Below are 22,811 nucleotides of genomic sequence, written 5' to 3'. Positions count from 1 at the left end.
CAGTCAATACCCCCCGGGGTACACCGCTTCCTGTGGAGGAGCCGTAGCCGTGTTCTTCGTCGACACTCTGGAGTTCGAGGGCCTGGGCAACCGCAGCTACCTGGCCGGCGGGTCCGCCGCCGCGGTGGTCATCGATCCGCCGCGCGACATCGACCAGGTGATCGCCGCCGCCGCCAGGCGCGGGGTGCGCATCGCGTACGTGGCGGAGACCCACCTGCACAACGACTACGTCACCGGCGGTCCGGAGCTGGCACGCGTCACCGGAGCCCGGTACCTGGTGCCGGCCGGGGCGCACGTGTCCTTCGCCCGTACCCCGGTCGCCGACGGCGACACCGTGCCGGTGGACGAGGGACTGGCGCTGCGCGCGATCGCCACCCCCGGGCACACCCCGCACCACACCTCCTACGCCCTCACCGAGGACGGCCGCGGTGTGGCGGCGTTCACCGGCGGGTCCCTGCTCATCGGCACCGTCGGCCGGCCGGACCTGGTCGAGCCGCGGCTGACCGAGCAGCTGGCCCGGGCCCAGCACGCCTCCGCCCACCGGCTCGCCGCCGAGCTGGACGACGAGGTGCCGGTGCTGCCCACCCACGGGTTCGGCAGCTTCTGCTCCTCCTCCCAGGCCGAGGGGGAGACGACCACGATCGGCGCGGAGCGCACGACCAACGACGCGCTGACCCTGGACGTGGACACCTTCGTCACCCGGCTGCTCGCCGGGCTGGACGACGTGCCCGCCTACTACGCGCACACGGGCCCGGTCAACGCCGCGGGACCGGCTCCGGTCGACCTCACCCCGCCGAGGCGGGCGGACGCCGAGGAGATCGCCGCCCGGCTGGCCGCCGGTGAGTGGGTGGTGGACCTGCGCAGCCGGGTGGCCTTCGCCGAGGGGCACGTGGCCGGGTCGTTCAACTTCGAGGGCGAGGGCAAGCTCGCCACCTACCTGGCCTGGCTGATCCCCTGGGGCAAGCCCGTCACCCTGCTCGCCGACACCTCGGAGCAGGTCACCGCCGCGCAGCGGGAGCTGACACGCGTGGGCATCGACCACCCGGCCGCCGCCGCCACCGGCGACCCGGCCGGCTGGGTCCGCGGGGGTGAGCGGCTCGCCTCCTACCCCCGCGCCCGCTTCGCCGACCTCGCCGGTGTCCGCCGGCGAGGCGACAAGGTGGTCGTCCTGGACGTGCGCCGGGACTCCGAGCGCGCCGGCGGCCACATCGAGGGCTCGGTCCACATCCCGGTCCACGAGCTGCACGGCCGCATCGGCGAGGTACCGGACGGGACGGTGTGGGTGCACTGCGCCGGCGGGATGCGCGCGGCGATCGCCGCCTCCCTGCTGGATGCCGCCGGCCGTGACGTGGTCGCCGTCGACGACGGCCTCGACGCCGCGGCGGACGCCGGGCTGGCCCTGACCTCCGGCTGACCGGCGACCGTCCCCCACGAGGAAGGAAGCGTGTGATGTCCCTCTTTCGCCGACGCGAGCCCCGTGTCACGGCCGACGAGGCACGCAGCCGTACCGGCGGCGACCGGCCCGAGGCGGTCCTGCTGGACGTCCGGGAGAAACCCGAGTGGGCCGCGGGCCACGCGCCGGGCGCCGTCCACGTACCGCTGACGAAGCTGGTCGCCGGCGCCCCCCTGCCCGCCGAGGCGCGGGGACGTCCGCTGGTGGTGATCTGCCGCAGCGGCCACCGTTCCCGGCAGGCGGCGAAGCTCCTCGCCGGGCGGGGAGCGCGGGCGGTGGACGTCGAGGGCGGTATGAAGGCCTGGACCGCCGCCGGGCACCCGGTCGTCGACGAGCGCGGGAACAACGGCCGGATCACGTGACCGTCCTCGTTCTCGCCCTCGTCGCCGGCGCCGTCGTCGGTCTCGCGCTCGGATCCCTCGGCGGCGGTGGCAGCGTGCTCGCCGTACCGGTGCTGATCTACCTGCTCGGCTTCACCCCCGACGCCGCCGCCACCGCCAGCCTGATCATCGTCACCGCCACCTCCGTCACCGCCCTGTACGCGCACACCCGCGACGGGAACGTGGCGTGGAGGACGGGAGCGCTGTTCGCCGCGGCGGGCATCGCCCCCGCCTTCCTCGCCGGCGCTGTCGCCGGACGCCTGCCCGAATCGGCGCTCACGGCGGCGTTCGCCGTCGTCGCCGCGCTGGCCGCCCTGCGCATGCTGCGTCCGCCGGCGTCCGCGCCGCCGGACCGCATCCGTCCCGGCAGGGCGGCCGGCGCCGGCGCCGGCCTGGGAGCCGTGACGGGCTTCCTGGGGGTCGGCGGGGGGTTCCTCGCCGTGCCCGCCCTGGTGAGCGTCCTGGGACTGACCATGCGGCGGGCGGTGGGCACCAGCCTGCTCGTCGTCACGGTGAACGCGCTCGCCGCGCTCGCCGCTCGCACCGGCGCCGACGCCGGCGGAGCACCGCACTGGGAACTCGTCGGGCCCTTCACCGGAGCCGCGATCCTCGGCGCCTGGGACGGCAAACGGCTCGCGGCGAAGATCTCCGGCACCACCCTCCAGAAGGTCTTCGCCGGGGTCCTGCTGGCGGTGGCGGCCTTCATGCTCGTCGACGTGACCGCCTAGCCACCAGAGCCGGCACCGGAGCCGCCGGCGGCTCAGGACACGGGCCGGGAACGCCGCTGCGGACGGCCGCGCGTCCCGGGACCGTCCTCGGCCCGGCTCCCGTCGGGCCGAGCCCCACCCCACTCCGACACGCAAGGATGACCTCTGCCATGACCACACCCACGGCCCTCGCCACCGACGAGGCGCGCACCCGCCTGCACGAGCTGACCGTCATCGACGTGCGCACCCCGGGCGAATACGCCGGCGGCCACCTCCCCGGCGCGCTCAACGTCCCCCTCGACCAGATCCGGCGCGCGCTGCCCGACCTCCGGCACGCCGCCGACCGCGGTGACCTCCTGGTCGTCTGCGCCTCGGGCGCCCGCTCCGAGAACGCCTGCCGGATCCTTGCGCAGAACGGCGTCACCGCCGCCACCCTGGCGGGAGGCACCGGCGCGTGGGCGGCCGACGGCCACGAACTCCACCGGCCCCAGGGCGCCCCGCGTGCCACCTGGGGCATGGAACGGCAGGTGCGGCTCACCGCGGGAGTGATCGTGCTGCTCGGCCTGCTGCTCGGGTACGTCGTCCACCCCGCCTTCCAGCTCCTCTCCGCCGGCATCGCGGGTGGCCTGGTCTTCTCCGCCCTGACCAACACCTGCGGCATGGCCGCCCTGCTCGCCAAGCTGCCCCACAACCGCCCCCGCGCCGCCGAGCTCGGCGACACGCTGGCCGCACTGCGCAGCCGCTGAGCCACGCGAGAGAAGCGGGGAGGGATCCGGATCCCTCCCCCCTCTCGGGTGCCAGGGCACGCGGCCACAAGGCCGTCACCCGTGCGCGGACGTCTCCTCGTCCGGCGACGGCTGCGGATCGCGCCTCCTCACCGGCCGGAGCAGCACCAGCGGCGCGGCCGGCGCCGCCACCGCGGCCAGGACCAGCAGCACCAGCCGGTCCGACACCCCCGCGCCGAGGCCGGACCACCGCTCTTCCAGGGCGAACTCGGCGCCGGTGCTCAACACCGACGGCAGCGCGGACGTGCCGTCGAAGGCCGGGAAAGCCGCACTGAGCGCGATGAACAGCACGCCGCCGACGGCCGAAGTGAAGTGCTGTGCAGGGCCACCGGGCCCGCCCGGAACGCCATGACCGGGCACGCGGTCTGCGAGGACAGGCGGCGCAGCGCGGCTTCCGCCGGCAGCCCCGCCGGCACGACAGCCGGCAGCGGCTGCAGGGGAGCCCAGTAGCTCAGGGCTCCGGACGCTCCGAGGAGGAGAAGGACGAGCTTGTTGCAGACCGGGCAGCCGACGGCGAAGAAGGACAGCACTCCGCCGGCCGCTCCCAGACGGCCGCCGTCATGGGGCTCGGGCTCGGGAGGGGCGGAGGGCCGGCGCACATAGGTGCTCAGGACGATGCCGGCCAGTACGGCCGTGACGGCGAGGGCCGGGTAGTTCCACCACTGCACGGGGACCGACCGGTCGAACAGCGGATTGGGCACCACGTCGCTGGGTGTGCCGACCAGGACCGCTGCGGCCAGGGCGCCGAGGCCCGCCACGGTCCACTGCCGGGTGCGCCACGCGCGCAGCGCGGCACCCGCCCGACTCCACGAGTGCGGGGAGGAAGGCATGCTGAAAGGCTCCGTTTCAGGGATTCAGGGACACGGCCGACAGGCCGGTCCAGATCCGCAGAACGGAGTGAAGGGTCGTCGGCGGCGGCGGAGCCGGGCCGCCCGACAGCGTTCTGGAGTGCTGTGACCGGGGCGTCGCGGGGGCGTGAGGGGCCGCGGGACCGGGGCACGAAGCCGTCGGCGGCGGGGTCTCCGCCCGCTGCGTGCTGTGATCGACGATCATCTTCTTGCCGCAGGGCGCCGCCGGTGCGTCGGACCCCTCGGAGACGGTGGCCGCCCGCGCCTGCTGCGGGACGGACGGGTGCGCGCCCGGGGCCCGCCACGCTCCGCGTGCCCGACGACGCGCAGCAGCGCCGCCACGAGCAGGGCCAGCGCACCACGGGGAGCCGGCCATGGCCGGTCCGTGCGCCGCTGCCCGCTTCATCGCCGTTCCTGAGCCGCTCGGAGATACGGCCACCCTGGGGCACGCCCTTCTGTTCCCCGTCCCCGGCCCGGGAGGGGCTTCCTCACCCTCCCGCGGCCACCGGCCGGCGGGACGGGGAACCGGGTGTCACGGCTCAGGCCAGCGAGAGGAACAGCTTCTCCAACCGGGCGCGCATCTGCTCCCGGTCGCCGGAGGCGGCCATGTCCTCGTCGGTCAGGCAGTGCTGCAGACCGGTGGCGATGATCGCGAAACCCGCCTTGTCCAGGGCCCGGGACGCCGCCGCGAGCTGGGTCACCACCTCCTCGCAGTCCCGCCCCTCCTCGATCATCTTGATCACGCCGGCGATCTGGCCCTGCGCCCGGCGCAGCCGGTTGACCACCGTCTTCAGTTCCTCAGCCGCCATCGCCAGTTCCACGCCCACGCTCCTTCGGAATACCCCCTTGGGTATCCTAGCGAAGTACTGACTCGAATGGGCGAAAAAGTGCCCGGGGGCTCAGCCGCCGGATCGCCGTCGTCCGGGCCGGCATCCGTTCCGCACGCGTCTCCGGACGCCTCCGCGAAGACGGACGCCCACCCCCTGGAAGGGCTCGGCGCGGACCGCGGGGCGCGTCCCTCCGGCCGTCGGAGCACGGGTCCCGCGGGGCCCCGGGCGCGCCCCGGCCGTCATCGCGCGGCGGATCCACGCGCGCCCGCGGCCGGGAGAAGACGACCGCACCCGGGCCGTCATGGACGCCGTGCTCGGCGTTCTGCGGACCGGGTGCGGACAGTGGGGCGGTGCGACCCGCGAAAGCGCGGGTCAGAGGGCCCAGGTGACGATCAGGCCTTCTTGGTCTCCCAGAAGATCTTGTCGATCTGGGCGATGTAGTCCAGCGCCTTCTGGCCGGTGGCCGGGTCGGTCGACGCCTTGGCGGCCGAGAGGGCCTTCAGGGTGTCGTTGACCAGCTGGTGCAGCTCCGGGTACTTCTCGAAGTGCGGGGGCTTGAAGTAGTCGCTCCACAGCACGGAGACGTGGTGCTTCGCCAGCTCGGCGCGCTGCTCCTTGATGACCGTGGCACGGGCCTGGAAGTGCGGGTCGTCGTTGCCGGCCATCTTCTCCTGGACGGCCTTGACCGACTCCGCCTCGATGCGGGCCTGGGCCGGGTCGTACACACCGCAGGGCAGGTCGCAGTGCGCGCTGACCTTGACCCTGGGGGCAAACAGGCGGGAAAGCATGAAGCGTTCCTTCCTCGTGATCGTCTTCTCACAGGGGACATTACTCCGTGGCGGACCGGTTTTCGCGGGTGCCCCCGTGGGCTTAGGACAAAAGTCCGGGGTCAGACTGAGACTGGTGGGGGAAGAACCGGGGAGGTGTCGGGAGATGCCGGAGCTGTCGCAGGACGCCGAGCGGGTGAGGGCGCCGCTGCCCTTCGGGGTGGCCGAGGTGACCGGACCGTCGATGGTGCCGACGCTGCACCACGGGGACCGGCTCCTGGTCCACTACGGGGCGCGGGTGAGACGCGGCGACGTGATCGTGCTGCGCCATCCGTTCCAGCAGGACCTGCTGGTCGTCAAGCGGGCGGCCGAGCGGCGCGACGGCGGCTGGTGGGTGCTCGGGGACAACGCGTACGCGGGCGGCGACAGCACCGACTACGGCGTCGTCCCCGACGAGTTGGTGCTGGGCCGGGTCCGCTTCCGCTACCGGCCGCGCTCCGCGGGCCGGCGGTCGCCGCTGTCGCTGCTGGTCCGGGCGCTGACGTCGGTCCGGCCGGTGCTCTCCGGCCGGTCCGCCTCCAGGCGTTTGCGGGCCCGGTAGGCGGCCACGTTGGCGCGGGTGGCGCAGCGGTCCGAGCAGTAGCGCCGGGAGCGGTTGGTGGAGGTGTCCAGGTAGGCGTTGCGGCAGGGCGCGGCCTCGCAGAGACCGAGGCGGTCGACGCCGTACTCGGTGAGGTGGAAGGCCAGGCCCATCGCGGCGATCGCGGCGTAGCCCGCGGTCGCGTTGGACGGATGGTCGGCCAGGTGCATGTGCCACAGCGGGCTGCCGTCGTCGTCGCGGAAGTCGTGGCCGGAGATCTGCGGGCTCACCGGGAACTCCAGCAGCAGCGAGTTCAGCAGGTCCACGGCGAGGGTCTCGTCGCCGCCGTCGGCCGCCTCGAAGACCGACCGGAGCCTGGCCCGGACCGAGCGGAACCGCGTCACGTCCGCCTCGGTGGCCCGCCGGGCGGCCGACCCGTTGCCGCCGAACAGGTCGCGCACGGCCTCGACCGAGGTGAGCGTGTCCGTGCCCCGGCCCGGCTCCTCGGTGTTCACGAGACGTACGGCGTAGTCCGAGTAATAGGCCAGTTCCACTTGTAGTCCTTACGCAGGGGCTCTAAAGTCGTGCGTGCGGTCGGGTAACAGACGATCGTGCGTCCAGGGTATTACGGAGCGCACCGCGAGGGAGGGCCCATGACGGACTCGCACACCACCACGGCCGGTACGGACTGGCAGGCCTGGCAGGAGAGCTGGGACCGGCAGCAGGAGTGGTACATGCCCGACCGGGAGGAACGCTTCCGGGTCATGCTCGACATGGTCGAGGCGCTCGTCGGCACCGCCCCGCGCGTCCTGGACCTGGCCTGCGGCACCGGCAGCATCACCGCCCGCCTGCTCGCCCGCTTCCCGGACGCCACCAGCACCGGCGTCGACCTGGACCCGGCGCTGCTCGCCATCGCCGAGGGCACCTTCGCGGGCGACGAGCGGGTCACCTTCGTCACCGCCGACCTCAAGGACCCCGACTGGGCGACCCAGCTCCCGCACGACTCCTACGACGCCGTGCTGACCGCGACGGCCCTGCACTGGCTGCACCGGGAACCCCTCGCCGACCTCTACGGGCACCTCGCGGGCCTGGTCCGCGACGGCGGCGTCTTCATGAACGCCGACCACATGATCGACGAGACCACGCCCCGGATCAACGCGGCCGAGCGCGCCCAGCGCCACGCCCGCATGGACCGGGCCAGGGAGCAGGGCGCCCTCGACTGGGCCGAGTGGTGGCAGCTCGCCGCGAAGGACCCCGTCCTCGCCGGCCCCACCGCCCGCCGCTTCGAGATCTACGGGGAGCACGCCGAGGGCGACATGCCGTCCCCGGCGTGGCACGCGCGCGTGCTGCGCGAGGCGGGCTTCGCGGAGGCGCGCCCGGTGTGGTGCTCACCGTCGGACACCTTGCTGCTGGCCCTGAAGTAGCGCGCCCGGGGCAGGGGAAGGGGGCGGTACGGACATCCGTACCGCCCCCTTCCGCGCGCGTGCGGGTCCGAGGTTCCGCGTGCGTTCCTGTCCGAGGTCAGAGGACCTTGGACAGGAACGACTTGGTGCGCTCGTGCTGCGGATCGGTCAGCACGTCACGCGGGTGGCCGGACTCGACCACCACACCGCCGTCCATGAACACCAGACTGTCGCCCACCTCGCGGGCGAAGCCCATCTCGTGCGTGACGACGATCATCGTCATGCCCGACTCGGCCAGGTCGCGCATGACGTCGAGGACGTCACCGACCAGCTCCGGGTCGAGCGCCGAGGTCGGCTCGTCGAACAGCATCAGCTTGGGGTCCATGGCGAGCGCACGCGCGATCGCCACCCGCTGCTGCTGGCCGCCGGAGAGCTGGGAGGGGTAGTTCCCGGCCTTGTCGGCGAGACCCACGCGGTCCAGCAGCTCGAGCGCGCGCTGCCGGGCCTGGGTCCTGTTGACGCCCTTGACCTGGACCGGCGCCTCCATGATGTTCTCGACGGCCGTCATGTGCGGGAACAGGTTGAAGCGCTGGAAGACCATGCCGATGTCCCGGCGCTGCTGGGCGACCTCGCTGTCCTTCAGCTCGTAGAGCTTGTCGCCCTTCTGGCGGTAGCCCACCAGCTCGCCGTCGACGTAGAGCCGGCCGGCGTTGATCTTCTCCAGGTGGTTGATGCACCGCAGGAAGGTCGACTTGCCCGAGCCGGAGGGGCCGATGAGGCAGAACACCTCGCCGGTCCTCACCTCCAGGTCGATGCCCTTGAGGACCTCGACCTGGCCGAACCTCTTGTGAACGCCCTCGGCTTTGACCATGACGGCGGAGGACTGCGTCATGCCGTGACTCCCTTGGCGCGGCGGGTGGGCAGGACGGCAGCCTTGAAGCGCTGCAACGGAGTGGGCGGCAGAGTACGCAACGAGCCACGTGCGTAGTGGCGCTCCACGTAGTACTGGCCGACGCTCAGGATCGACGTCATGATCAGGTACCAGGCCGCGGCGAGGAAGTACATCTCCACCGGGGACCCCGCGCTCTGGCCGATGTCCTTCGCCTGCTGGAACAGCTCGGCGAACTGCACCGCGGAGACGAGCGAAGTCGTCTTCAGCATGTTGATGACTTCGTTGCCCGTGGGCGGCACGATCACCCGCATCGCCTGCGGAACGACGATCCGGCGAAGCGTCTTGGTGTGGCTCATGCCCAGCGCATGGGCCGCCTCCGTCTGTCCCTCGTCCACCGAGAGCAGGCCGGCACGGCAGATCTCGGCCATGTAGGCGGCCTCGTTGAGGCCCAGGCCGAGCAGCGCCGTCAGCAACGGCGTCATGAAGGACGACCAGTAGTCCTTGTAAACGGGACCCAGGTTGATGTACTCGAATACCAGTCCGAGGTTGAACCAGACGAAGAGCTGGACCAGGACCGGCGTGCCGCGGAAGAACCAGATGTAGAACCAGGCGATCGACGAGGTCACTGGGTTCTTCGACAGGCGCATCACGGCGAGCAGGATGCCGCCGGCGATGCCGATCACCATCGACAGCACCGTCAGCAGCAGGGTGTTCCATACGCCGTCGAGGATGCGGCCGTCGAAGAAGTACTCGGGGATGGCCCGCCAGTTGATGGCGCCTTGCGCGAAGGCGTACACGACCGCCCCGAGGAGGGCGAGGGCGACGGTCGCCGACACGTACCGCCCCGGGTGCCGGACCGGAATGGCCTTGATGGCCTCCGCTCCGGCGGGGGGCGTCGCGCCGGGACCGTCGGTCTTGCTGACGTCAACAGTCACGGGTGGAGCCTTTCAGAGCCAGTCGAACGGTGCGGTTCAGGAGCCGCCGTTGATCTTGGCCTCGGTGATCGCGCCGTCCTCGACGCCCCACTTCTCGATGATCTTCTGGTACTCGCCGTTGTCGATGAGGGCCTGGACCGCGGCCTGGAGCGCGTCGCGCAGTTCCTCGTTGCCCTTGGCGACGGCGATGCCGTAGGGGCCCGCCTCGACCTGCTCGCCGACGATCTCGAAGTACTTGCCGCCGCCGGAGTTCTTGACGGAGTAGGCGGCGATCGGGAAGTCGGCGGAGACGACGTCCGCGCCCTTGGAACGCATCCGCGTCTCGGCTTCGGGGTTGGTGTCGAACTCCTCGATCTTCAGCGTCTCCTTGCCGTCCTTCTCACACTTCTCCGCCTGGTCCTTGGCGAGGTCGTGCGAGAAGGTGTTGCGCTGCACGGCCATCGTCTTGCCGCACAGGTCGTCCCACGTCTTGATGCCCTGGTCGTCACCCTTGTTGGTGTAGAGCGAGACGCCGGCGGTGAAGTAGTCGACGAAGTCGACGCCCGCGCCGACCTTCTTGCCCGTGGTGGAGTCGATGCCCTGCTGACGGTCCTTGGTGTCGGTCATGGCCGACATGGCGATGTCGTAGCGCTTGGAGGCGAGGCCGCCGATCAGGGTGTCGAACGTCGCGTTCTGGAACTCGAACTCGACCCCGAGCTGCTTGCCCATGGCCGCGGCGAGGTCGGGGTCGATGCCGACGACCTTGCCGGAGTCGTCCTTGAACTCGACCGGGGCGTACGCGATGTCCGAGCCGACCTTGATGACGCCCTTGTCGCGAATCGCCTGGGGCAGCTTGTCGGCCAGCGGGGCGGTGCTCGTCGACGCGGCGTCCTCGCTGCCCGAGTCCTTGTCCTTGGTCTGGTCACCGCAGCCGGTGAGAAGCAGTGCGCCTGCGACCGCGATCGCGCCGACCGCTGCAATCCGTGAGCGCGCTGCGGTGGTACGACGGGTGGTGCTTGCGGTCATGGTGGGTTCCTCCGGCGGATGGGTGGAGTTGCCGATGGGCCGGCGACGGCCGGTCGGCGTCGCCGCGGGGTCGACGGAGGCACACGTCTTCGAGTGCCGCGACCTCGTGTGATTACCGCATCTTGCCATTCGGATTGGGCCGTTCAGGGGGCCTGTGATGTCAAAATCGGATAACGGAGAGTTCTCCAACCCGACCACTCCGGTACATCACGACCGAAGACTCTTCGGGAATCCTCAATTCCGGCCGCAAGATCTCCGCTAATACGCCTGTCGGGCGGACGACCCGCCGAGCCCGCGCTCCGCTTGAGGGTTTGCTGAGGCTTCGTCCGGGTCTTGTCCTGATATCGGACGAAGATTCATGGCGTCGGCATGTGACCTTCGCGTTATGGACTCGTCGCCGACGGCGTCCGTCCGGTAAGAAGGTTCTTCACACCCCTCATCCGGGGCTCAGGGCGCGTGTGCGGCGCGCCCGTCGCGTTCGGCCCGTACGTATCAACCCCTCCGGGCCCGGCGCGGTCCCGCCCGCTCCTCACCAGGAGTGGCAACCCTCAAACAATGAACACTTAAGGGGTAAAACCAAGTGGCAGCGGAGATTGTCAATCCTCGCAGCGACAGCGAGAACCGGGACGCTTCCGAGCAGGACGGCGGGGCGGAGCCCCTGGAGTCCTTCGACCCGGCGTTCGCGCTGCACCGCGGCGGCAAGATGGCCGTGCAGGCCACCGTGCCGGTCCGCGACAAGGACGACCTGTCCCTGGCGTACACGCCCGGCGTCGCGAAGGTGTGCAGCGCGATCGCCGAGCAGCCGGAGCTGGTCCACGACTACACGTGGAAGTCCTCGGTCGTCGCCGTCGTGACGGACGGCACGGCCGTGCTCGGGCTCGGCGACATCGGGCCCGAGGCCTCCCTCCCGGTCATGGAGGGCAAGGCCATCCTCTTCAAGCAGTTCGGCGGTGTGGACGCGGTCCCCCTCGCGCTGAACTGCACCGACGTCGACGAGATCGTCGAGACCGTGGTCCGGCTCGCCCCGTCCTTCGGCGGGGTGAACCTCGAGGACATCTCGGCGCCGCGGTGCTTCGAGATCGAGCGGCGGCTCCAGGAGCGCCTGGACATCCCGGTCTTCCACGACGACCAGCACGGCACGGCCGTGGTGACGCTCGCGGCGCTGCGGAACGCGGCGCGGCTCAGCGGGCGTCCGCTGGGCGAGCTGCGGGCGGTGATCTCCGGTGCGGGCGCGGCGGGTGTCGCCATCGCCAAGATGCTGGTCGAGGCCGGCATCGGGGACGTCGCGGTGGCCGACCGCAAGGGTGTCGTCTCGCGGGACCGCGAGGACCTCACGCCGATCAAGGCCGAGCTGGCGTCGTTCACCAACAAGGCCGGGCTCTCCGGCACGCTGGAGTCCGCGCTGGCGGGCGCCGACGTCTTCATCGGCGTCTCCGGCGGCACGGTCCCCGAGCCCGCGGTGGCGTCGATGGCGGAGGGCGCGTTCGTCTTCGCCATGGCCAACCCGAACCCGGAGGTGCACCCCGAGGTCGCGCACAAGTACGCGGCCGTCGTGGCCACCGGCCGGTCGGACTTCCCGAACCAGATCAACAACGTCCTGGCGTTCCCCGGCATCTTCGCGGGCGCGCTCCAGGTGCGGGCCTCCCGGATCACCGAGGGCATGAAGCTCGCCGCGGCCGAGGCGCTGGCCTCCGTCGTCGGTGACGACCTCGCCGCCGACTACGTCATCCCGTCCCCGTTCGACGAGCGGGTCGCCCCCGCGGTGACGGCGGCGGTGGCCGCGGCCGCCCGGGCCGAGGGCGTCGCCCGGCGCTGAGCGCACGTGTGAGGGGCCCCGTCCGGACCGTGGACGGGGCTCACGCACGTCCGGGGCCGCACCGCGAGCGGGCGGTCCGGCGCAAGAGGGCGTGTGTCACAGCCGGGCACGGTTCCTTCGGCGGGGCGCGGAACCTATCGTCAAGGTCATGTTCGCTGTCTACGCCGCCCGAATCGACCGCGACCAGCCGCTCACGGGACTGGAGTCGGGAGAGCGACCCGCTCCCGAGTCCCGGCCGGGCTGGAGCACCGTCACGGTCAAGGCCGCCTCCCTCAACCACCACGACCTCTGGTCCCTGCGCGGCGTCGGCCTCGCGGAGGACAAGCTGCCGATGATCCTCGGCTGCGACGCAGCCGGTGTCGACGAGGACGGCAACGAGGTCGTCCTGCACTCGGTGATCGGCCAGACCGGTCACGGGGTGGGCCCGAAGGAGCCCCGCTCCATCCTGACCGAGCGCTACCAGGGCACCTTCGCCGAACAGGTCTCCGTGCCCGCCTGGAACATCCTGCCCAAGCCCGAGGGGCTCTCCTTCGAGGAGGCGGCCTGCCTGCCCACGGCCTGGCTGACCGCCTACCGGATGCTGTTCACCAACGCCGGTGTGCGGCCCGGTGACGCGGTGCTGGTGCAGGGCGCCGGCGGCGGTGTCGCGACCGCCGCGATCGTGCTCGGCAAGGCGGCGGGGCTGCGGGTCTTCGCCACCAGCCGGGACGAGGCCAAGCGCAAGCGGGCGCTGGAGCTGGGCGCGGTGGAGGCCGTGGAGCCCGGCGCGCGGCTGCCGCAGCGGGTCGACGCGGTGATCGAGACCGTGGGGGCGGCCACCTGGTCCCACTCGGTGAAGTCGCTGCGTCCCGGCGGCACGCTGGTGATCTCCGGCGCCACCAGCGGTGACCGGCCCTCGCACGCCGAGCTGACCCGCGTCTTCTTCCTGGAGCTGAAGATCGTGGGGTCGACGATGGGCACCAAGGACGAGCTGGAGGACCTGCTGTCCTTCTGCGCCGCGACCGGGGTGCGGCCCGTCATCGACGAGGTGCTGCCTCTGGACCGGGCCCGTGAGGGCTTCGAACGGATGGCGTCCGGAGAGCTGTTCGGGAAGATCGTGCTCACCAACCCCTGAGGCGGCTCTCCTCACTCCTGCGGCACCCCTGCGGCCGGTCCGGTTCTCCGGGCCGGCCGCGGTTCTGTCAACTGGGGTTGACGTGATCGGCATGTCAACGTACGTTGACATCATGACTGAGGCAACCGATCTCGCCGAGCGGGCGGGCGACCGCGACCCGCGGGTCGGCCTGCGGGCCGTCGCCGCGCTGCGCAAGCTGCTCGAGCAACTGGAGGCCGTGCAGGTGCGCAACGCGCGCAACCACGGCTGGTCGTGGCAGGAGATCGCCACCGAACTCGGGGTCAGCAGGCAGGCCGTGCACAAGAAGTACGGGAGGCATTGATGTTCGAGCGGTTCACCAAGGACGCCCGGGACGTGGTCAAGGAGGCCGTCGCCCAGGCCGAACGGGCGGGAGCGGCCCGCGTCGGCGCGGAGCACCTGCTCCTCGCCCTGCTCGACCGGGAGGGCAGCCGCGCCTCCTTCGCCCTGACCGCCCTGGGGCTCGACGAGCGCCGCGAGCCGGTACGGGAGGCCCTGGAGCGGGCGCGACGGCGGGGCGGACTCACCCAGGCCGAGACCGACGCCCTCGCCGGACTGGGCATCGACGTGCCGGAGATCGTCGCCCGGGTGGAGGAGACGCACGGCCCCGGGGCCCTGTCGGAGAAGCGGCCCCGCGCCCGGTGGCGGGGGCACCGGCCCTTCGACCGGGCGGCCAAGGACACCCTGACCGGAGCCCTGCGCACCGCCACCGCCCGCGGCCACCGCCACATCGGCGACGAGCACCTGCTCCTCGCCCTCACCGCCCGCCCCGGTGTGCCCGCCGAGGTCCTCGCCGACCACGGCGTGACCCACGCGTCGGTCACCCGCGTGCTCTACGGCGACGGCGAGGCCGAGGCGGGCTGACGGGTGCTCAGGGCTTCGGCGCCCGCAGCAGCGCCCCGATACGGGCCGCCGCCTCCGACAGGTGCCCGCGGGCGTCGCGGAGCTGCTCCTCGGTGACCCCGTGGTCCCGCGCGGCGTCCCGGACGTCGTCCCGGAAGCGGTCCAGCAGCCGCTCCAGGTCGCGCACCGGGTCGCCGGTGGACTCCGCCGCGCTCGCGTGGCCCCAGGAGGGGGCGTAGCCGGCCGGGAAGTCCTCGGGGGTCGTGGAGTACGACGGACGGGAGCCCGCCGCGTCCGCGGAACCTGTGCGGCCGAAGGGGAAGTCCTTGCCGAACTCGCCCATCTCCTTAACCAGTTCGCCCAGGCCCTCGCGCAGTCCGGACGGCCAGTCGCCGCGGGCGAAGTGGCCCTGCACCTGCTCCTGGACCTGCCGGACGATGCGCTGCACCTGCTCCTGCGCCCGGTCCTGGGCCTCCTTGGCCTGACGGCGGGCGCGCTGGGCCTCCTCGCGGGAGCGCCGGCTCTCGTCCTTGGCGCGCCGGGCCTGCTCCTTCCACTCCTGCTTGGCGCGGCGCATCTCCTCCTTGGCGGCGCGCCAGGCGTCCTTGTCGCCGAACACCGAGAAGTCGCCGAGGTCGAAGTCGCCGAAGGGGGTGTCCTTGCCGCCGGACGCGCCGCCGCCCCGCGACCGGCGGGCCCGGCCGGCCGCGGCGCGCATCTCGCGGCGCAGGTCGCCCGCCGCGCCGCTGACGTCGGCCCGGATCTCGGCGGCGAGCTCGGCGACCGACTCGCGGATCTCCAGCTCCAGGTCGGCCAGCTCGCCGCTGCGGTCGGCCAGCTCGGCGCGGCCGGCGTCGGTGATCGAGTAGACCTTGCGGCCGCCCTCGGTGGTGTGGGTGACCAGCCCTTCCGCCTCCAGCTTGGCCAGACGGGGGTAGACCGTGCCCGCGGACGGCGCGTACAGCCCCTGGAAGCGCTCCTCGAGGAGACGGATCACCTCGTAGCCGTGCCGGGGAGCCTCGTCGAGCAGCTTCAGCAGGTAGAGGCGGAGGCGTCCGTGGGCGAAGACGGGGGGCATGTCAGAGCACCTTCTTGTCGGTCGTGCCGGCATTGTCTCCCGGGCCGCCGCACCGGTCCGGCTCGTCCTCCCGGGGCGGGCGGCGCAGCAGGGCGATGGAGCCGGAGACGGTGGTGGCCCGCAGGGTGCCGCTGCCCGCGCCCAGGCGGCCGGTGAGCTTGTGGGCGCCCCACATCCCCTGGACCCGCAGGTCGTCGAAGGCGTTGGAGATGGCGCCGCCGGCCGTGCTGGCCTCCACCTCGGCGTCCGCCGGGTCGGGCAGCCGGACCGCGATCTCGCCCGAGACGCTGGTCAGCCGGACGTCGGTGGGGCCCTCGGGGTTCAGGTCCACGATCACCGAGCCGCTGACGGTGTCCGCCCGGACGGAGGGGCCGGAACCCTCGACGACAGTGAGGTCGCCGGAGACGGAGGCGAAGCGGAGGTCGCCGGTCACGGACTGGGCCTCCACGCTGCCGGAGACGGTGTCCGCGCGGACGGGCCCCGAGAGGTGGACCAGGGTGGTGTCGCCCGCGACGCCCTTCACCGCGGCGGGGCCCCGGATGCCCGAGACGACGGCGCCGGCCCCGACGACGCCGACCTCCACGCGGGTCCGCGCGGGGACGGCGAGGGAGACCACCGCGCTGCGGCGCCAGCCCTTGCCGTCCAGCCAGGTGAGGAAGCCCTTCCAGGGGAGGTCGTCGTAGGCGACGGTCAGGACGCCGCCTTCGTGCGTCACCACCAGGGGTGGGCCCTCCACGTCGGAGACCTGGAGGCGGGCCTCGTCCCCGTCGGTCCCCACGACGTTCACCGTGCCGTTGACGAGGCGGACGTTGAGGCGGGTCAGGGGGGCGTCGAAGGTGAGGCGGGTCTTGTCCGCGACGGACCACTCGGGCATGGGACGACCTCCTGATCGCGGGCGGGCGCCCGGGGCGGCGCGAGGCGCGGGGCGTCACGCCATATCGCGTATTACTCGTTTGACGATATATCGCGGCGCATAAAAGTCAAGGCACTCGTTCTGGTGAACGGTGCCTTGGGTGCGCGATGTGGGGAGGTGCGGAAGGGGGCGGATGCGCGGCCCGGCGTCTACGGGGCGCCGTCGCGTCCGTCCGTGCCCCCTCGGCGGCACGGACGCCCGCGGCTCACTCGTCCTCGTCCTCGTCGTCCAGGCGGGCCAGCCAGGTCGCCAGGCGTTCCACCGGGACCTCGAAGTCGGGGTTGAGGTCGACGAAGGTGCGGAGCTGCTCCGCGAGCCACTCGAAGGTGATCTCCTCCTCGCCGCGCCGCTTCTCCAGTTCCTCGATGCCACGGTCCGTGAAGTACATGAGGTCAAGGATATGTGCCGCGGAACGGGGCGGGCCGCACCCCCAGGGAGGGGGTGCGGCCCGCTCGGTCACCGCGTCTTCGTGCCGGTCAGGCCTCGAAGACCTCGCGCACGAGCTGCTCCTGCTCGGCCTGGTGGCGCTTGGCGGAGCCGACCGCCGGGGACGAGCTGTGCGGCCGCGAGATGCGGCGCAGACGCTCGGCGTGCGGCAGGTCGGCGCCGACGGCCAGGTCCAGGTGGTCGATCAGGTTGAGCGCGATGAACGGCCAGGCGCCCTGGTTCGCCGGCTCCTCCTGCGCCCACAGGTACTTCTCGGCGTTCGGGTACTTCTTGATCTCCGCCTGGAGCTCGGCGCCCGGCAGCGGGTACAGGCGCTCGATGCGGATGATCGCCGTGTCGTCCGCGCCGCGCTTCTTCCGCTCGGCGACCAGGTCGTAGTAGACCTTGCCGGCGCAGAAGACGACCTTCTTCACACCGGCCGGGTCGACCGTGTCGTCGCCGATGACCGGGCGGAACTGGCCCGTGGTGAACTCCTCCGCCTTCGACGCGGCGGCCTTCAGGCGCAGCATCGACTTCGGGGTGAAGACCACCAGCGGCTTGTGGTGCGGGTTGTGCACCTGCCACCGCAGGAGGTGGAAGTAGTTCGACGGCGAGGTCGGCATGGCGACCGTCATGTTGTTCTGGGCGCAGAGCTGCAGGAAGCGCTCCGGGCGGGCCGAGGAGTGGTCCGGGCCCTGGCCCTCGTAGCCGTGCGGGAGGAGCAGGACCACACCGGAGGTCTGGTTCCACTTCTGCTCGGCCGACGAGATGAACTCGTCCACGACCGTCTGCGCGCCGTTGACGAAGTCGCCGAACTGCGCCTCCCACAGCACGAGCGCGTCCGGGCGGGCCAGCGAGTAGCCGTACTCGAAGCCCATGGCCGCGTACTCGGACAGCAGGGAGTTGTAGACGTTCAGCCGCGCCTGGTCCTCGGAGAGGTACTGCAGCGGCGTGTACTCCTCGCCCGTCTCACGGTCGATGATGACCGCGTGGCGCTGGCCGAAGGTGCCGCGCTGGGAGTCCTGGCCGGCGAGCCGGACCGGGACGCCCTCGAGGAGCAGCGAGCCGAAGGCGAGGGTCTCGCCCATGCCCCAGTCGATGGTGCCGTCCTCGACCATCGCCGCCCGGCGCTGCAGCTGCGGCAGCAGACGCGGGTGGACGGTGATGTGGTCGGGGATGTTCACCTGCGACTCGGCGATCCGCTTCACGATCTCCGTGCTCACCGCGGTGTTCACGGCGACCGGGAACTCGGCCTGCGGGTCGGACGGGGCGACCGCGGTCGGCTGCGAGGTGGCCTCGCGGACCTCCGTGAAGACCTTCTCCAGCTGGCCCTGGTAGTCCTGCAGCGCCTGCTCGGCCTCTTCCAGGGTGATGTCGCCGCGACCGATGAGGGACTCGGTGTACAGCTTGCGCACCGAGCGCTTCTTGTCGATCAGGTCGTACATCAGCGGCTGGGTGAAGGCCGGGTTGTCCGACTCGTTGTGACCGCGGCGGCGGTAGCAGATGAGGTCGATCACCACGTCCTTGTTGAACGCCTGGCGGAACTCGAAGGCCAGGCGCGCGACGCGCACGACCGCCTCCGGGTCGTCGCCGTTCACGTGGAAGATCGGGGCCTCGATCATGCGGGCCACGTCCGTCGCGTACATGGAGGAGCGCGAGGACTCGGGGGCCGCGGTGAAGCCGACCTGGTTGTTGATGACGATGTGGACCGTGCCGCCGGTGCGGTAGCCGCGCAGCTGCGACATGTTCAGGGTCTCGGCCACCACGCCCTGGCCCGCGAAGGCCGCGTCGCCGTGGATGGCCACCGGCAGGACGGTGAAGTCCGTGCCGCCCTTGTTGACGATGTCCTGCTTGGCGCGGGCGACGCCCTCGAGGACCGGGTCGACGGCCTCCAGGTGCGAGGGGTTGGCGACCAGCGAGACCTTGATCTGCTCGCCGTCCAGGCCGGTGAAGGTGCCCTCGGCGCCCAGGTGGTACTTCACGTCGCCGGAGCCGTGCATCGACTTCGGGTCGAGGTTGCCCTCGAACTCCCGGAAGATCTGCGCGTACGACTTGCCGACGATGTTGGCGAGGACGTTCAGCCGGCCGCGGTGGGCCATGCCGATGACGACCTCGTCCAGGCGGGACTCGGCGGCCGAGTCCAGCACCGCGTCGAGCAGCGGGATGACGGACTCGCCGCCCTCCAGCGAGAAGCGCTTCTGGCCGACGTACTTGGTCTGCAGGAAGGTCTCGAAGGCCTCCGCCGCGTTCAGCCGGCGCAGGATGCGCAGCTGCTCCTCGCGCTCCGGCTTGGTGTGGCCGCGCTCCACGCGGTCCTGGATCCACTTGCGCTGCTTGGGGTCCTGGATGTGCATGAACTCGATGCCGGTGGTGCGGCAGTACGAGTCGCGCAGCACGCCGAGGATGTCGCGCAGCTTCATCATCGACTTGCCGGCGAAGCCGCCGACGGCGAACTCGCGCTCCAGGTCCCACAGGGTGAGGCCATGCTCGACGATGTCCAGGTCGGGGTGCTTGCGGACCTTGTACTCGAGCGGGTCGGTGTCGGCCATGACGTGGCCGCGGACCCGGTAGGAGTGGATCAGGTCGAAGACCCGGGCGGCCTTGGTGACGTCGTCGTCGTGGCTGGCGTCGATGTCCTTGAGCCAGCGGACCGGCTCGTAGGGGATGCGCAGGGCCTCGAAGATCTCGTCGTAGAAGTTGTTCTCGCCGAGCAGGAGGTTCGCGACCTGGCGCAGGAACTCGCCGGAGGCGGCGCCCTGGATCACCCGGTGGTCGTAGGTCGACGTGAGCGTCATGACCTTCGAGATGCCGAGCTTGTTCAGGGTGTCCTGGGAGGTGCCCTGGAACTCCGCCGGGTAGTCCATGGAGCCGACGCCCATGATCACCGACTGGCCGGGCATGAGGCGCGGCACGGAGTGCACGGTGCCCAGGCCGCCGGGGTTGGTCAGGGAGACCGTGACGCCGGTGAAGTCGTCCATCGTCAGCTTGTTGTCGCGGGCGCGGCGGACGATGTCCTCGTAGGCCTGCCAGAACTCGAAGAAGTTCAGCGTCTCGGCCTTCTTGATCGCCGCGACGACGAGCTGGCGGTCGCCGTTGGGCTTGACCAGGTCGATGGCGAGACCGAGGTTGACGTGCTCCGGCTTGACCAGGGTGGGCTTGCCGTCCACCTTGGCGTACGACCAGTTCATCGCCGGCATGGCCTTGATGGCCTGCACCATCGCGTAGCCGATGAGGTGCGTGAAGGAGATCTTCCCGCCCCGGGCGCGCTTGAGGTGGTTGTTGATGACGATGCGGTTGTCGAACAGCAGCTTCACCGGGACCGCGCGCACGGACGTGGCCGTGGGCAGCTCCAGCGAGGCGTCCATGTTCTTCGCCACGGCGGCGGACGGACCGCGCAGGGTGACCTGCTCGGGGCCGCTCTTCGCCTCGCCCGCCGGCTCGGCCTTCCCGGCCGGGGCCGGCTTGGCGGCGGGAGCGGCCTGCTTCTTCGGCTGGGCGGGCGCCTGGGCCTTGGCGGGCGCCTGAGCCGGGGCCGGAGCCTTGGCCGTCGGAGCGGCGGCAGCGGGCTTCGCGGCCGGGGCGGGCGTCTCGGCCTTGGCGGGCGCGGCCGGCCGGGACGGAGCGGTGGGGGTCACCGCGGCCCCCGCGGCCGCGTCACCCGCCGGAGCCGAGGACGCGGGAGCGCCCGGCTTGTAGTCGGCGAAGAAGTCCCACCAGGCTCGGTCCACCGAGTTCGGGTCCTGGAGGTACTGCTGGTAGATCTCGTCGACGAGCCATTCGTTGGCACCGAAGGCCGCAGCGGGGTTCTTGCCCGCTTGGTCGGTGTCGGTCGAGATGCTCGAGTTACTGGGGGACTGTGGCGACACGGCGTCAACCGCCCTCTTCCGCTTCGCAAGATGATGGACAGCGGAAATAAAGGCTACGCCTCCCCGCGCGATAAGGTCAGGCCGGGCCCGTGCAACGTCGTGCACATCACATCTCGGCGGGTGTTTCGGCGCTGGAATTGGCGGGAAACAAGCGAGGTTCCGCTTCTTTCGACGGTATCAGGCATCGCTCGACCAGGGCCCGTCGCGCCCCGCGCGCGGGCCTGTGCCTGATCACACGTGTCCGCCAGGACGAACGCGGATGGATCTTGAGGCTCCGCTTCGAACTTTACGTCAACTTGGCACGGAGGAGGGCCCTGGAAGAGTGATCAGAATCCGGCAACCCCGCTCGGATTCCGCCACTCCGATCCGGCCGCCGTGCAGATCCACGGCCCAGCGGGCGATCGCCAGGCCCAGCCCGGTGCCGCCGTCGCTGCCGGGGCCGTGCGGCCGGTTGACGTTGCCGCGGTTGAACCGCTCGAAGACCCGGTGCCACTCCGTGCGCGGGATGCCCGGACCCTCGTCCAGCACCTCCAGCTCCAGCGACTCCGGCTCGGGGCCCCGCCGGGCCCGGACGGTCACCCTGCCGTGCGGCGGGCTGTGCTTGACCGCGTTGTCGATCAGGTTGGCGACCACCTGGTGGATCCGCTCGGGGTCGGCGTGCGCGACCAGCTCGGGCGGCGAGACGTCCAGGTGCAGATGCACGTCCGTACGGGTGTGGCTGCCGGAGCCGGAGGCCATGCCCGCGCGGGCGGAGGCGACCATGTTGGCCTCCTTCAGCACGCCCGACAGGTACGGCCACACCTCGAAGCGGCGCTTCTTCAGCGGCACCACGCCGTTGTCCAGGCGGGACAGGTCCAGCAGCGTCTCCACCAGACGGCCGAGCCGCTCGGTCTGCTTCAGGGCCGTGCGCATCGTCTCGGGGTCGGCCTCGGTGACGCCGTCGACGATGTTCTCCAGCACCGCGCGCAGTCCCGCGATGGGCGTGCGCAGCTCGTGCGAGACGTTGGCCACCAGCTCCTTGCGCTGGCGGTCCTGCGCCTCCAGCTCGTCGGCCATGACGTTGATCGTCTGCGCCAGGTCGCCCAGCTCGTCCCGGCGGCTCTCACGCACCCGGCGGGTGTAGTCGCCGTGCGAGATGGACCGCGCGACGGCGTTCATGTCGTCCAGCGGAGCGGTGAGGGAGTGCGCCACGAACTGGGTGATCAGCAGCGTGGCGATCATCGAGAAGACCGTGATGAAGCGCAGCTCCGTCTTGGTGTGCACGGCGATCACCGACAGTCCGGTGGTGATCAGGACCGAGACGACGACCAGCGCGCCCAGCTTGGTCTTGATCGAGAACGGGCGCACACCGCCCCAGGGATCCTTCTTCCCCTGCCCGCGTCCCCCCGGACCCCCGCTCATGGCGTCGGCGTCTCCAGGGCGTAGCCCACGCCGTGCACGGTGCGGATGCGCTCGGCGCCGATCTTCCGGCGCAGCGCCTTGATGTGGCTGTCCACGGTCCGGGTGCCGGAGGCGTCCGCCCAGTCCCAGACCTCGGCCAGCAGCTGCTCGCGGGAGAGCACCGCGCGCGGGGTGTTGGCCAGGCACACCAGCAGGTCGAACTCGGTGGGCGTCAGGTGGACGTCCTCGCTGCGCACCCGCACCCGGCGCTGGGCGTGGTCGATCTCCAGCTCGCCCAGGCGCAGGATGCCGCTGCGCGGGGTGGTGGCCGCGAGGGCGGCGCGCTCCATGCGGCGCAGCAGCACGTGCACGCGGGCGGCGAGCTCGCGCATCGAGAACGGCTTCGTCATGTAGTCGTCGGCGCCGACGCCGAGGCCCACCAGCATGTCGGTCTCGTCGTCGCGCGCGGTGAGCATCAGCACCGGCACCGGCCGCTGGGCCTGCACGCGCCGGCAGACCTCCAGGCCGTCGAAGCCCGGCAGCATGATGTCGAGGATCAGCAGGTCGGGCTGCCAGGCCTCGGCCGTGTCCACCGCGGACGGGCCGTCGCCCGCCGTTTGCACGAGGAATCCCTCGGCGCGCAGGCGGGTCGCGATGGCGTCCACGATCGTCGCGTCGTCCTCGACCACCAGGACCCTGCGCTGCGCGCCGGGGGTGGTCGTCGCCGTGCCGTTGTGGGAGGTGTGTGTCTGCTCCATCGCCCGCCCCTGAG

23 protein-coding genes and 1 pseudogene are annotated in these 22,811 nt (G+C 71.6%); 10 read left to right on the top strand and 14 right to left on the bottom strand.

What is annotated here, in order from left to right; genetic code table 11:
- The first annotated feature begins 49 nt into the window (after positions 1 to 49).
- From ACIQ8B_RS06180 to ACIQ8B_RS06165, 4 genes are all read left to right on the top strand, one after another.
- Positions 50 to 1,414 (top strand): rhodanese-like domain-containing protein, encoded by a 1,365-nt coding sequence (locus tag ACIQ8B_RS06180; RefSeq protein ID WP_403545651.1) that lies wholly within the window; start codon positions 50 to 52, stop codon positions 1,412 to 1,414.
- Between the two features lie 35 nt (positions 1,415 to 1,449).
- Positions 1,450 to 1,815 carry a rhodanese-like domain-containing protein gene (locus ACIQ8B_RS06175; protein ID WP_403545649.1) on the top strand — a complete coding sequence of 122 codons (366 nt, stop codon included), beginning with the start codon at positions 1,450 to 1,452 and terminating at the stop codon, positions 1,813 to 1,815.
- Positions 1,812 to 2,561, top strand: a complete 750-nt coding sequence (locus ACIQ8B_RS06170; protein WP_403545647.1) for a sulfite exporter TauE/SafE family protein — start codon at positions 1,812 to 1,814, stop codon at positions 2,559 to 2,561. The genes ACIQ8B_RS06175 and ACIQ8B_RS06170 overlap by 4 nt, the downstream gene beginning before the upstream one ends.
- A gap of 149 nt (positions 2,562 to 2,710) precedes the next feature.
- Entirely contained in the window at positions 2,711 to 3,286 is a 576-nt protein-coding gene (locus ACIQ8B_RS06165; protein ID WP_403545645.1) for a rhodanese-like domain-containing protein, read from the top strand.
- A gap of 75 nt (positions 3,287 to 3,361) precedes the next feature.
- On the opposite strand, the gene ACIQ8B_RS06160 is transcribed toward ACIQ8B_RS06165, so the two are convergent.
- The 4 genes and pseudogenes from ACIQ8B_RS06160 to sodN form a co-directional block, all read right to left on the bottom strand.
- Positions 3,362 to 3,553 (bottom strand): hypothetical protein, encoded by a 192-nt coding sequence (locus ACIQ8B_RS06160; RefSeq protein WP_403545643.1) that lies wholly within the window; start codon positions 3,551 to 3,553, stop codon positions 3,362 to 3,364.
- 116 nt (positions 3,554 to 3,669) lie between these two features.
- Positions 3,670 to 4,155 (bottom strand): annotated as a pseudogene (locus tag ACIQ8B_RS06155) (hypothetical protein); the annotation flags it as partial.
- Positions 4,156 to 4,712: 557 nt separating this feature from the next.
- Positions 4,713 to 4,994, bottom strand: a complete 282-nt coding sequence (locus tag ACIQ8B_RS06150; RefSeq protein WP_403545641.1) for a metal-sensitive transcriptional regulator — start codon at positions 4,992 to 4,994, stop codon at positions 4,713 to 4,715.
- A gap of 401 nt (positions 4,995 to 5,395) precedes the next feature.
- Positions 5,396 to 5,791, bottom strand: coding sequence for a superoxide dismutase, Ni (gene sodN, locus ACIQ8B_RS06145; RefSeq protein WP_006136256.1), 396 nt, complete (start codon positions 5,789 to 5,791; stop codon positions 5,396 to 5,398).
- A gap of 145 nt (positions 5,792 to 5,936) precedes the next feature.
- Between sodN and sodX the strand changes: the two genes are divergently transcribed.
- Positions 5,937 to 6,371, top strand: a complete 435-nt coding sequence (gene sodX, locus ACIQ8B_RS06140; RefSeq protein ID WP_133169061.1) for a nickel-type superoxide dismutase maturation protease — start codon at positions 5,937 to 5,939, stop codon at positions 6,369 to 6,371.
- Here sodX and ACIQ8B_RS06135 read toward each other — a convergent pair.
- The gene (locus ACIQ8B_RS06135; protein ID WP_290005954.1) at positions 6,254 to 6,904 is read right to left on the bottom strand and encodes a CGNR zinc finger domain-containing protein; all 651 of its coding nucleotides are present in this window, start codon (positions 6,902 to 6,904) and stop codon (positions 6,254 to 6,256) included. The two genes, sodX and ACIQ8B_RS06135, sit on opposite strands and share 118 nt — an antisense overlap.
- Positions 6,905 to 7,003: 99 nt before the next feature.
- Here ACIQ8B_RS06135 and ACIQ8B_RS06130 point away from each other — a divergent pair, with 99 nt between their 5' ends.
- Positions 7,004 to 7,774 carry a trans-aconitate 2-methyltransferase gene (locus ACIQ8B_RS06130; RefSeq protein ID WP_290005956.1) on the top strand — a complete coding sequence of 257 codons (771 nt, stop codon included), beginning with the start codon at positions 7,004 to 7,006 and terminating at the stop codon, positions 7,772 to 7,774.
- Positions 7,775 to 7,871: 97 nt separating this feature from the next.
- On the opposite strand, the gene ACIQ8B_RS06125 is transcribed toward ACIQ8B_RS06130, so the two are convergent.
- From ACIQ8B_RS06125 to ACIQ8B_RS06115, 3 genes are read right to left on the bottom strand one after another with little or no spacing between them, the layout of a single operon-like run.
- Entirely contained in the window at positions 7,872 to 8,624 is a 753-nt protein-coding gene (locus tag ACIQ8B_RS06125; RefSeq protein WP_106416244.1) for an amino acid ABC transporter ATP-binding protein, read from the bottom strand.
- A 17-nt stretch (positions 8,625 to 8,641) separates the two neighbouring features.
- Entirely contained in the window at positions 8,642 to 9,580 is a 939-nt protein-coding gene (locus ACIQ8B_RS06120; protein WP_403545638.1) for an amino acid ABC transporter permease, read from the bottom strand.
- A 36-nt stretch (positions 9,581 to 9,616) separates the two neighbouring features.
- Entirely contained in the window at positions 9,617 to 10,585 is a 969-nt protein-coding gene (locus tag ACIQ8B_RS06115; RefSeq protein ID WP_403545636.1) for an ABC transporter substrate-binding protein, read from the bottom strand.
- Positions 10,586 to 11,165: 580 nt separating this feature from the next.
- On the opposite strand from ACIQ8B_RS06115, the gene ACIQ8B_RS06110 reads away from it, so the two are divergent.
- From ACIQ8B_RS06110 to ACIQ8B_RS06095, 4 genes are all read left to right on the top strand, one after another.
- Positions 11,166 to 12,401, top strand: coding sequence for an NADP-dependent malic enzyme (locus ACIQ8B_RS06110; RefSeq protein ID WP_290005958.1), 1,236 nt, complete (start codon positions 11,166 to 11,168; stop codon positions 12,399 to 12,401).
- 148 nt (positions 12,402 to 12,549) lie between these two features.
- On the top strand, positions 12,550 to 13,515 hold the full coding sequence (locus ACIQ8B_RS06105) for a zinc-binding dehydrogenase (RefSeq protein WP_106412487.1): 966 nt from the start codon (positions 12,550 to 12,552) through the stop codon (positions 13,513 to 13,515).
- Between the two features lie 112 nt (positions 13,516 to 13,627).
- Positions 13,628 to 13,837: an HTH domain-containing protein gene (locus ACIQ8B_RS06100; RefSeq protein ID WP_028959309.1), complete on the top strand. Its 210-nt coding sequence runs from the start codon at positions 13,628 to 13,630 to the stop codon at positions 13,835 to 13,837.
- On the top strand, positions 13,837 to 14,397 hold the full coding sequence (locus tag ACIQ8B_RS06095; protein WP_403545633.1) for a Clp protease N-terminal domain-containing protein: 561 nt from the start codon (positions 13,837 to 13,839) through the stop codon (positions 14,395 to 14,397). Before ACIQ8B_RS06100 ends, ACIQ8B_RS06095 begins: the two co-directional genes overlap by 1 nt.
- Before the next feature lie 7 nt (positions 14,398 to 14,404).
- Here the strand turns inward: ACIQ8B_RS06095 and ACIQ8B_RS06090 are convergent, their stop codons facing one another.
- The 6 genes from ACIQ8B_RS06090 to ACIQ8B_RS06065 all read right to left on the bottom strand — a co-directional run bounded on the left by ACIQ8B_RS06090 (position 14,405) and on the right by ACIQ8B_RS06065 (position 22,797).
- A complete protein-coding gene (locus ACIQ8B_RS06090; RefSeq protein ID WP_403545631.1) occupies positions 14,405 to 15,454 on the bottom strand; it encodes a helix-turn-helix transcriptional regulator in 1,050 nt (349 codons plus the stop codon).
- A 1-nt stretch (position 15,455) separates the two neighbouring features.
- Complete coding sequence (locus ACIQ8B_RS06085) at positions 15,456 to 16,328, bottom strand: DUF4097 family beta strand repeat-containing protein (protein ID WP_403545629.1); 873 nt, start codon at positions 16,326 to 16,328, stop codon at positions 15,456 to 15,458.
- A gap of 244 nt (positions 16,329 to 16,572) precedes the next feature.
- Positions 16,573 to 16,755 (bottom strand): DUF6104 family protein, encoded by a 183-nt coding sequence (locus ACIQ8B_RS06080; RefSeq protein WP_014176503.1) that lies wholly within the window; start codon positions 16,753 to 16,755, stop codon positions 16,573 to 16,575.
- Positions 16,756 to 16,843: 88 nt separating this feature from the next.
- Positions 16,844 to 20,659: a multifunctional oxoglutarate decarboxylase/oxoglutarate dehydrogenase thiamine pyrophosphate-binding subunit/dihydrolipoyllysine-residue succinyltransferase subunit gene (locus tag ACIQ8B_RS06075; RefSeq protein WP_403545627.1), complete on the bottom strand. Its 3,816-nt coding sequence runs from the start codon at positions 20,657 to 20,659 to the stop codon at positions 16,844 to 16,846.
- 291 nt (positions 20,660 to 20,950) lie between these two features.
- Positions 20,951 to 22,060, bottom strand: coding sequence for a sensor histidine kinase (locus tag ACIQ8B_RS06070; protein WP_403545625.1), 1,110 nt, complete (start codon positions 22,058 to 22,060; stop codon positions 20,951 to 20,953).
- Positions 22,057 to 22,797 carry a response regulator transcription factor gene (locus ACIQ8B_RS06065; protein WP_019522934.1) on the bottom strand — a complete coding sequence of 247 codons (741 nt, stop codon included), beginning with the start codon at positions 22,795 to 22,797 and terminating at the stop codon, positions 22,057 to 22,059. The genes ACIQ8B_RS06070 and ACIQ8B_RS06065 overlap by 4 nt, the downstream gene beginning before the upstream one ends.
- Between the last annotated feature and the right edge of the window lie 14 nt (positions 22,798 to 22,811).

The sequence above is a fragment of the Streptomyces sp. NPDC096105 genome, from assembly GCF_044763335.1.
GTDB lineage: Bacteria > Actinomycetota > Actinomycetes > Streptomycetales > Streptomycetaceae > Streptomyces.
The sequence above is the reverse complement of the archived record's forward strand: the minus strand, read 5'-3'. Positions and strand labels throughout refer to the sequence as shown.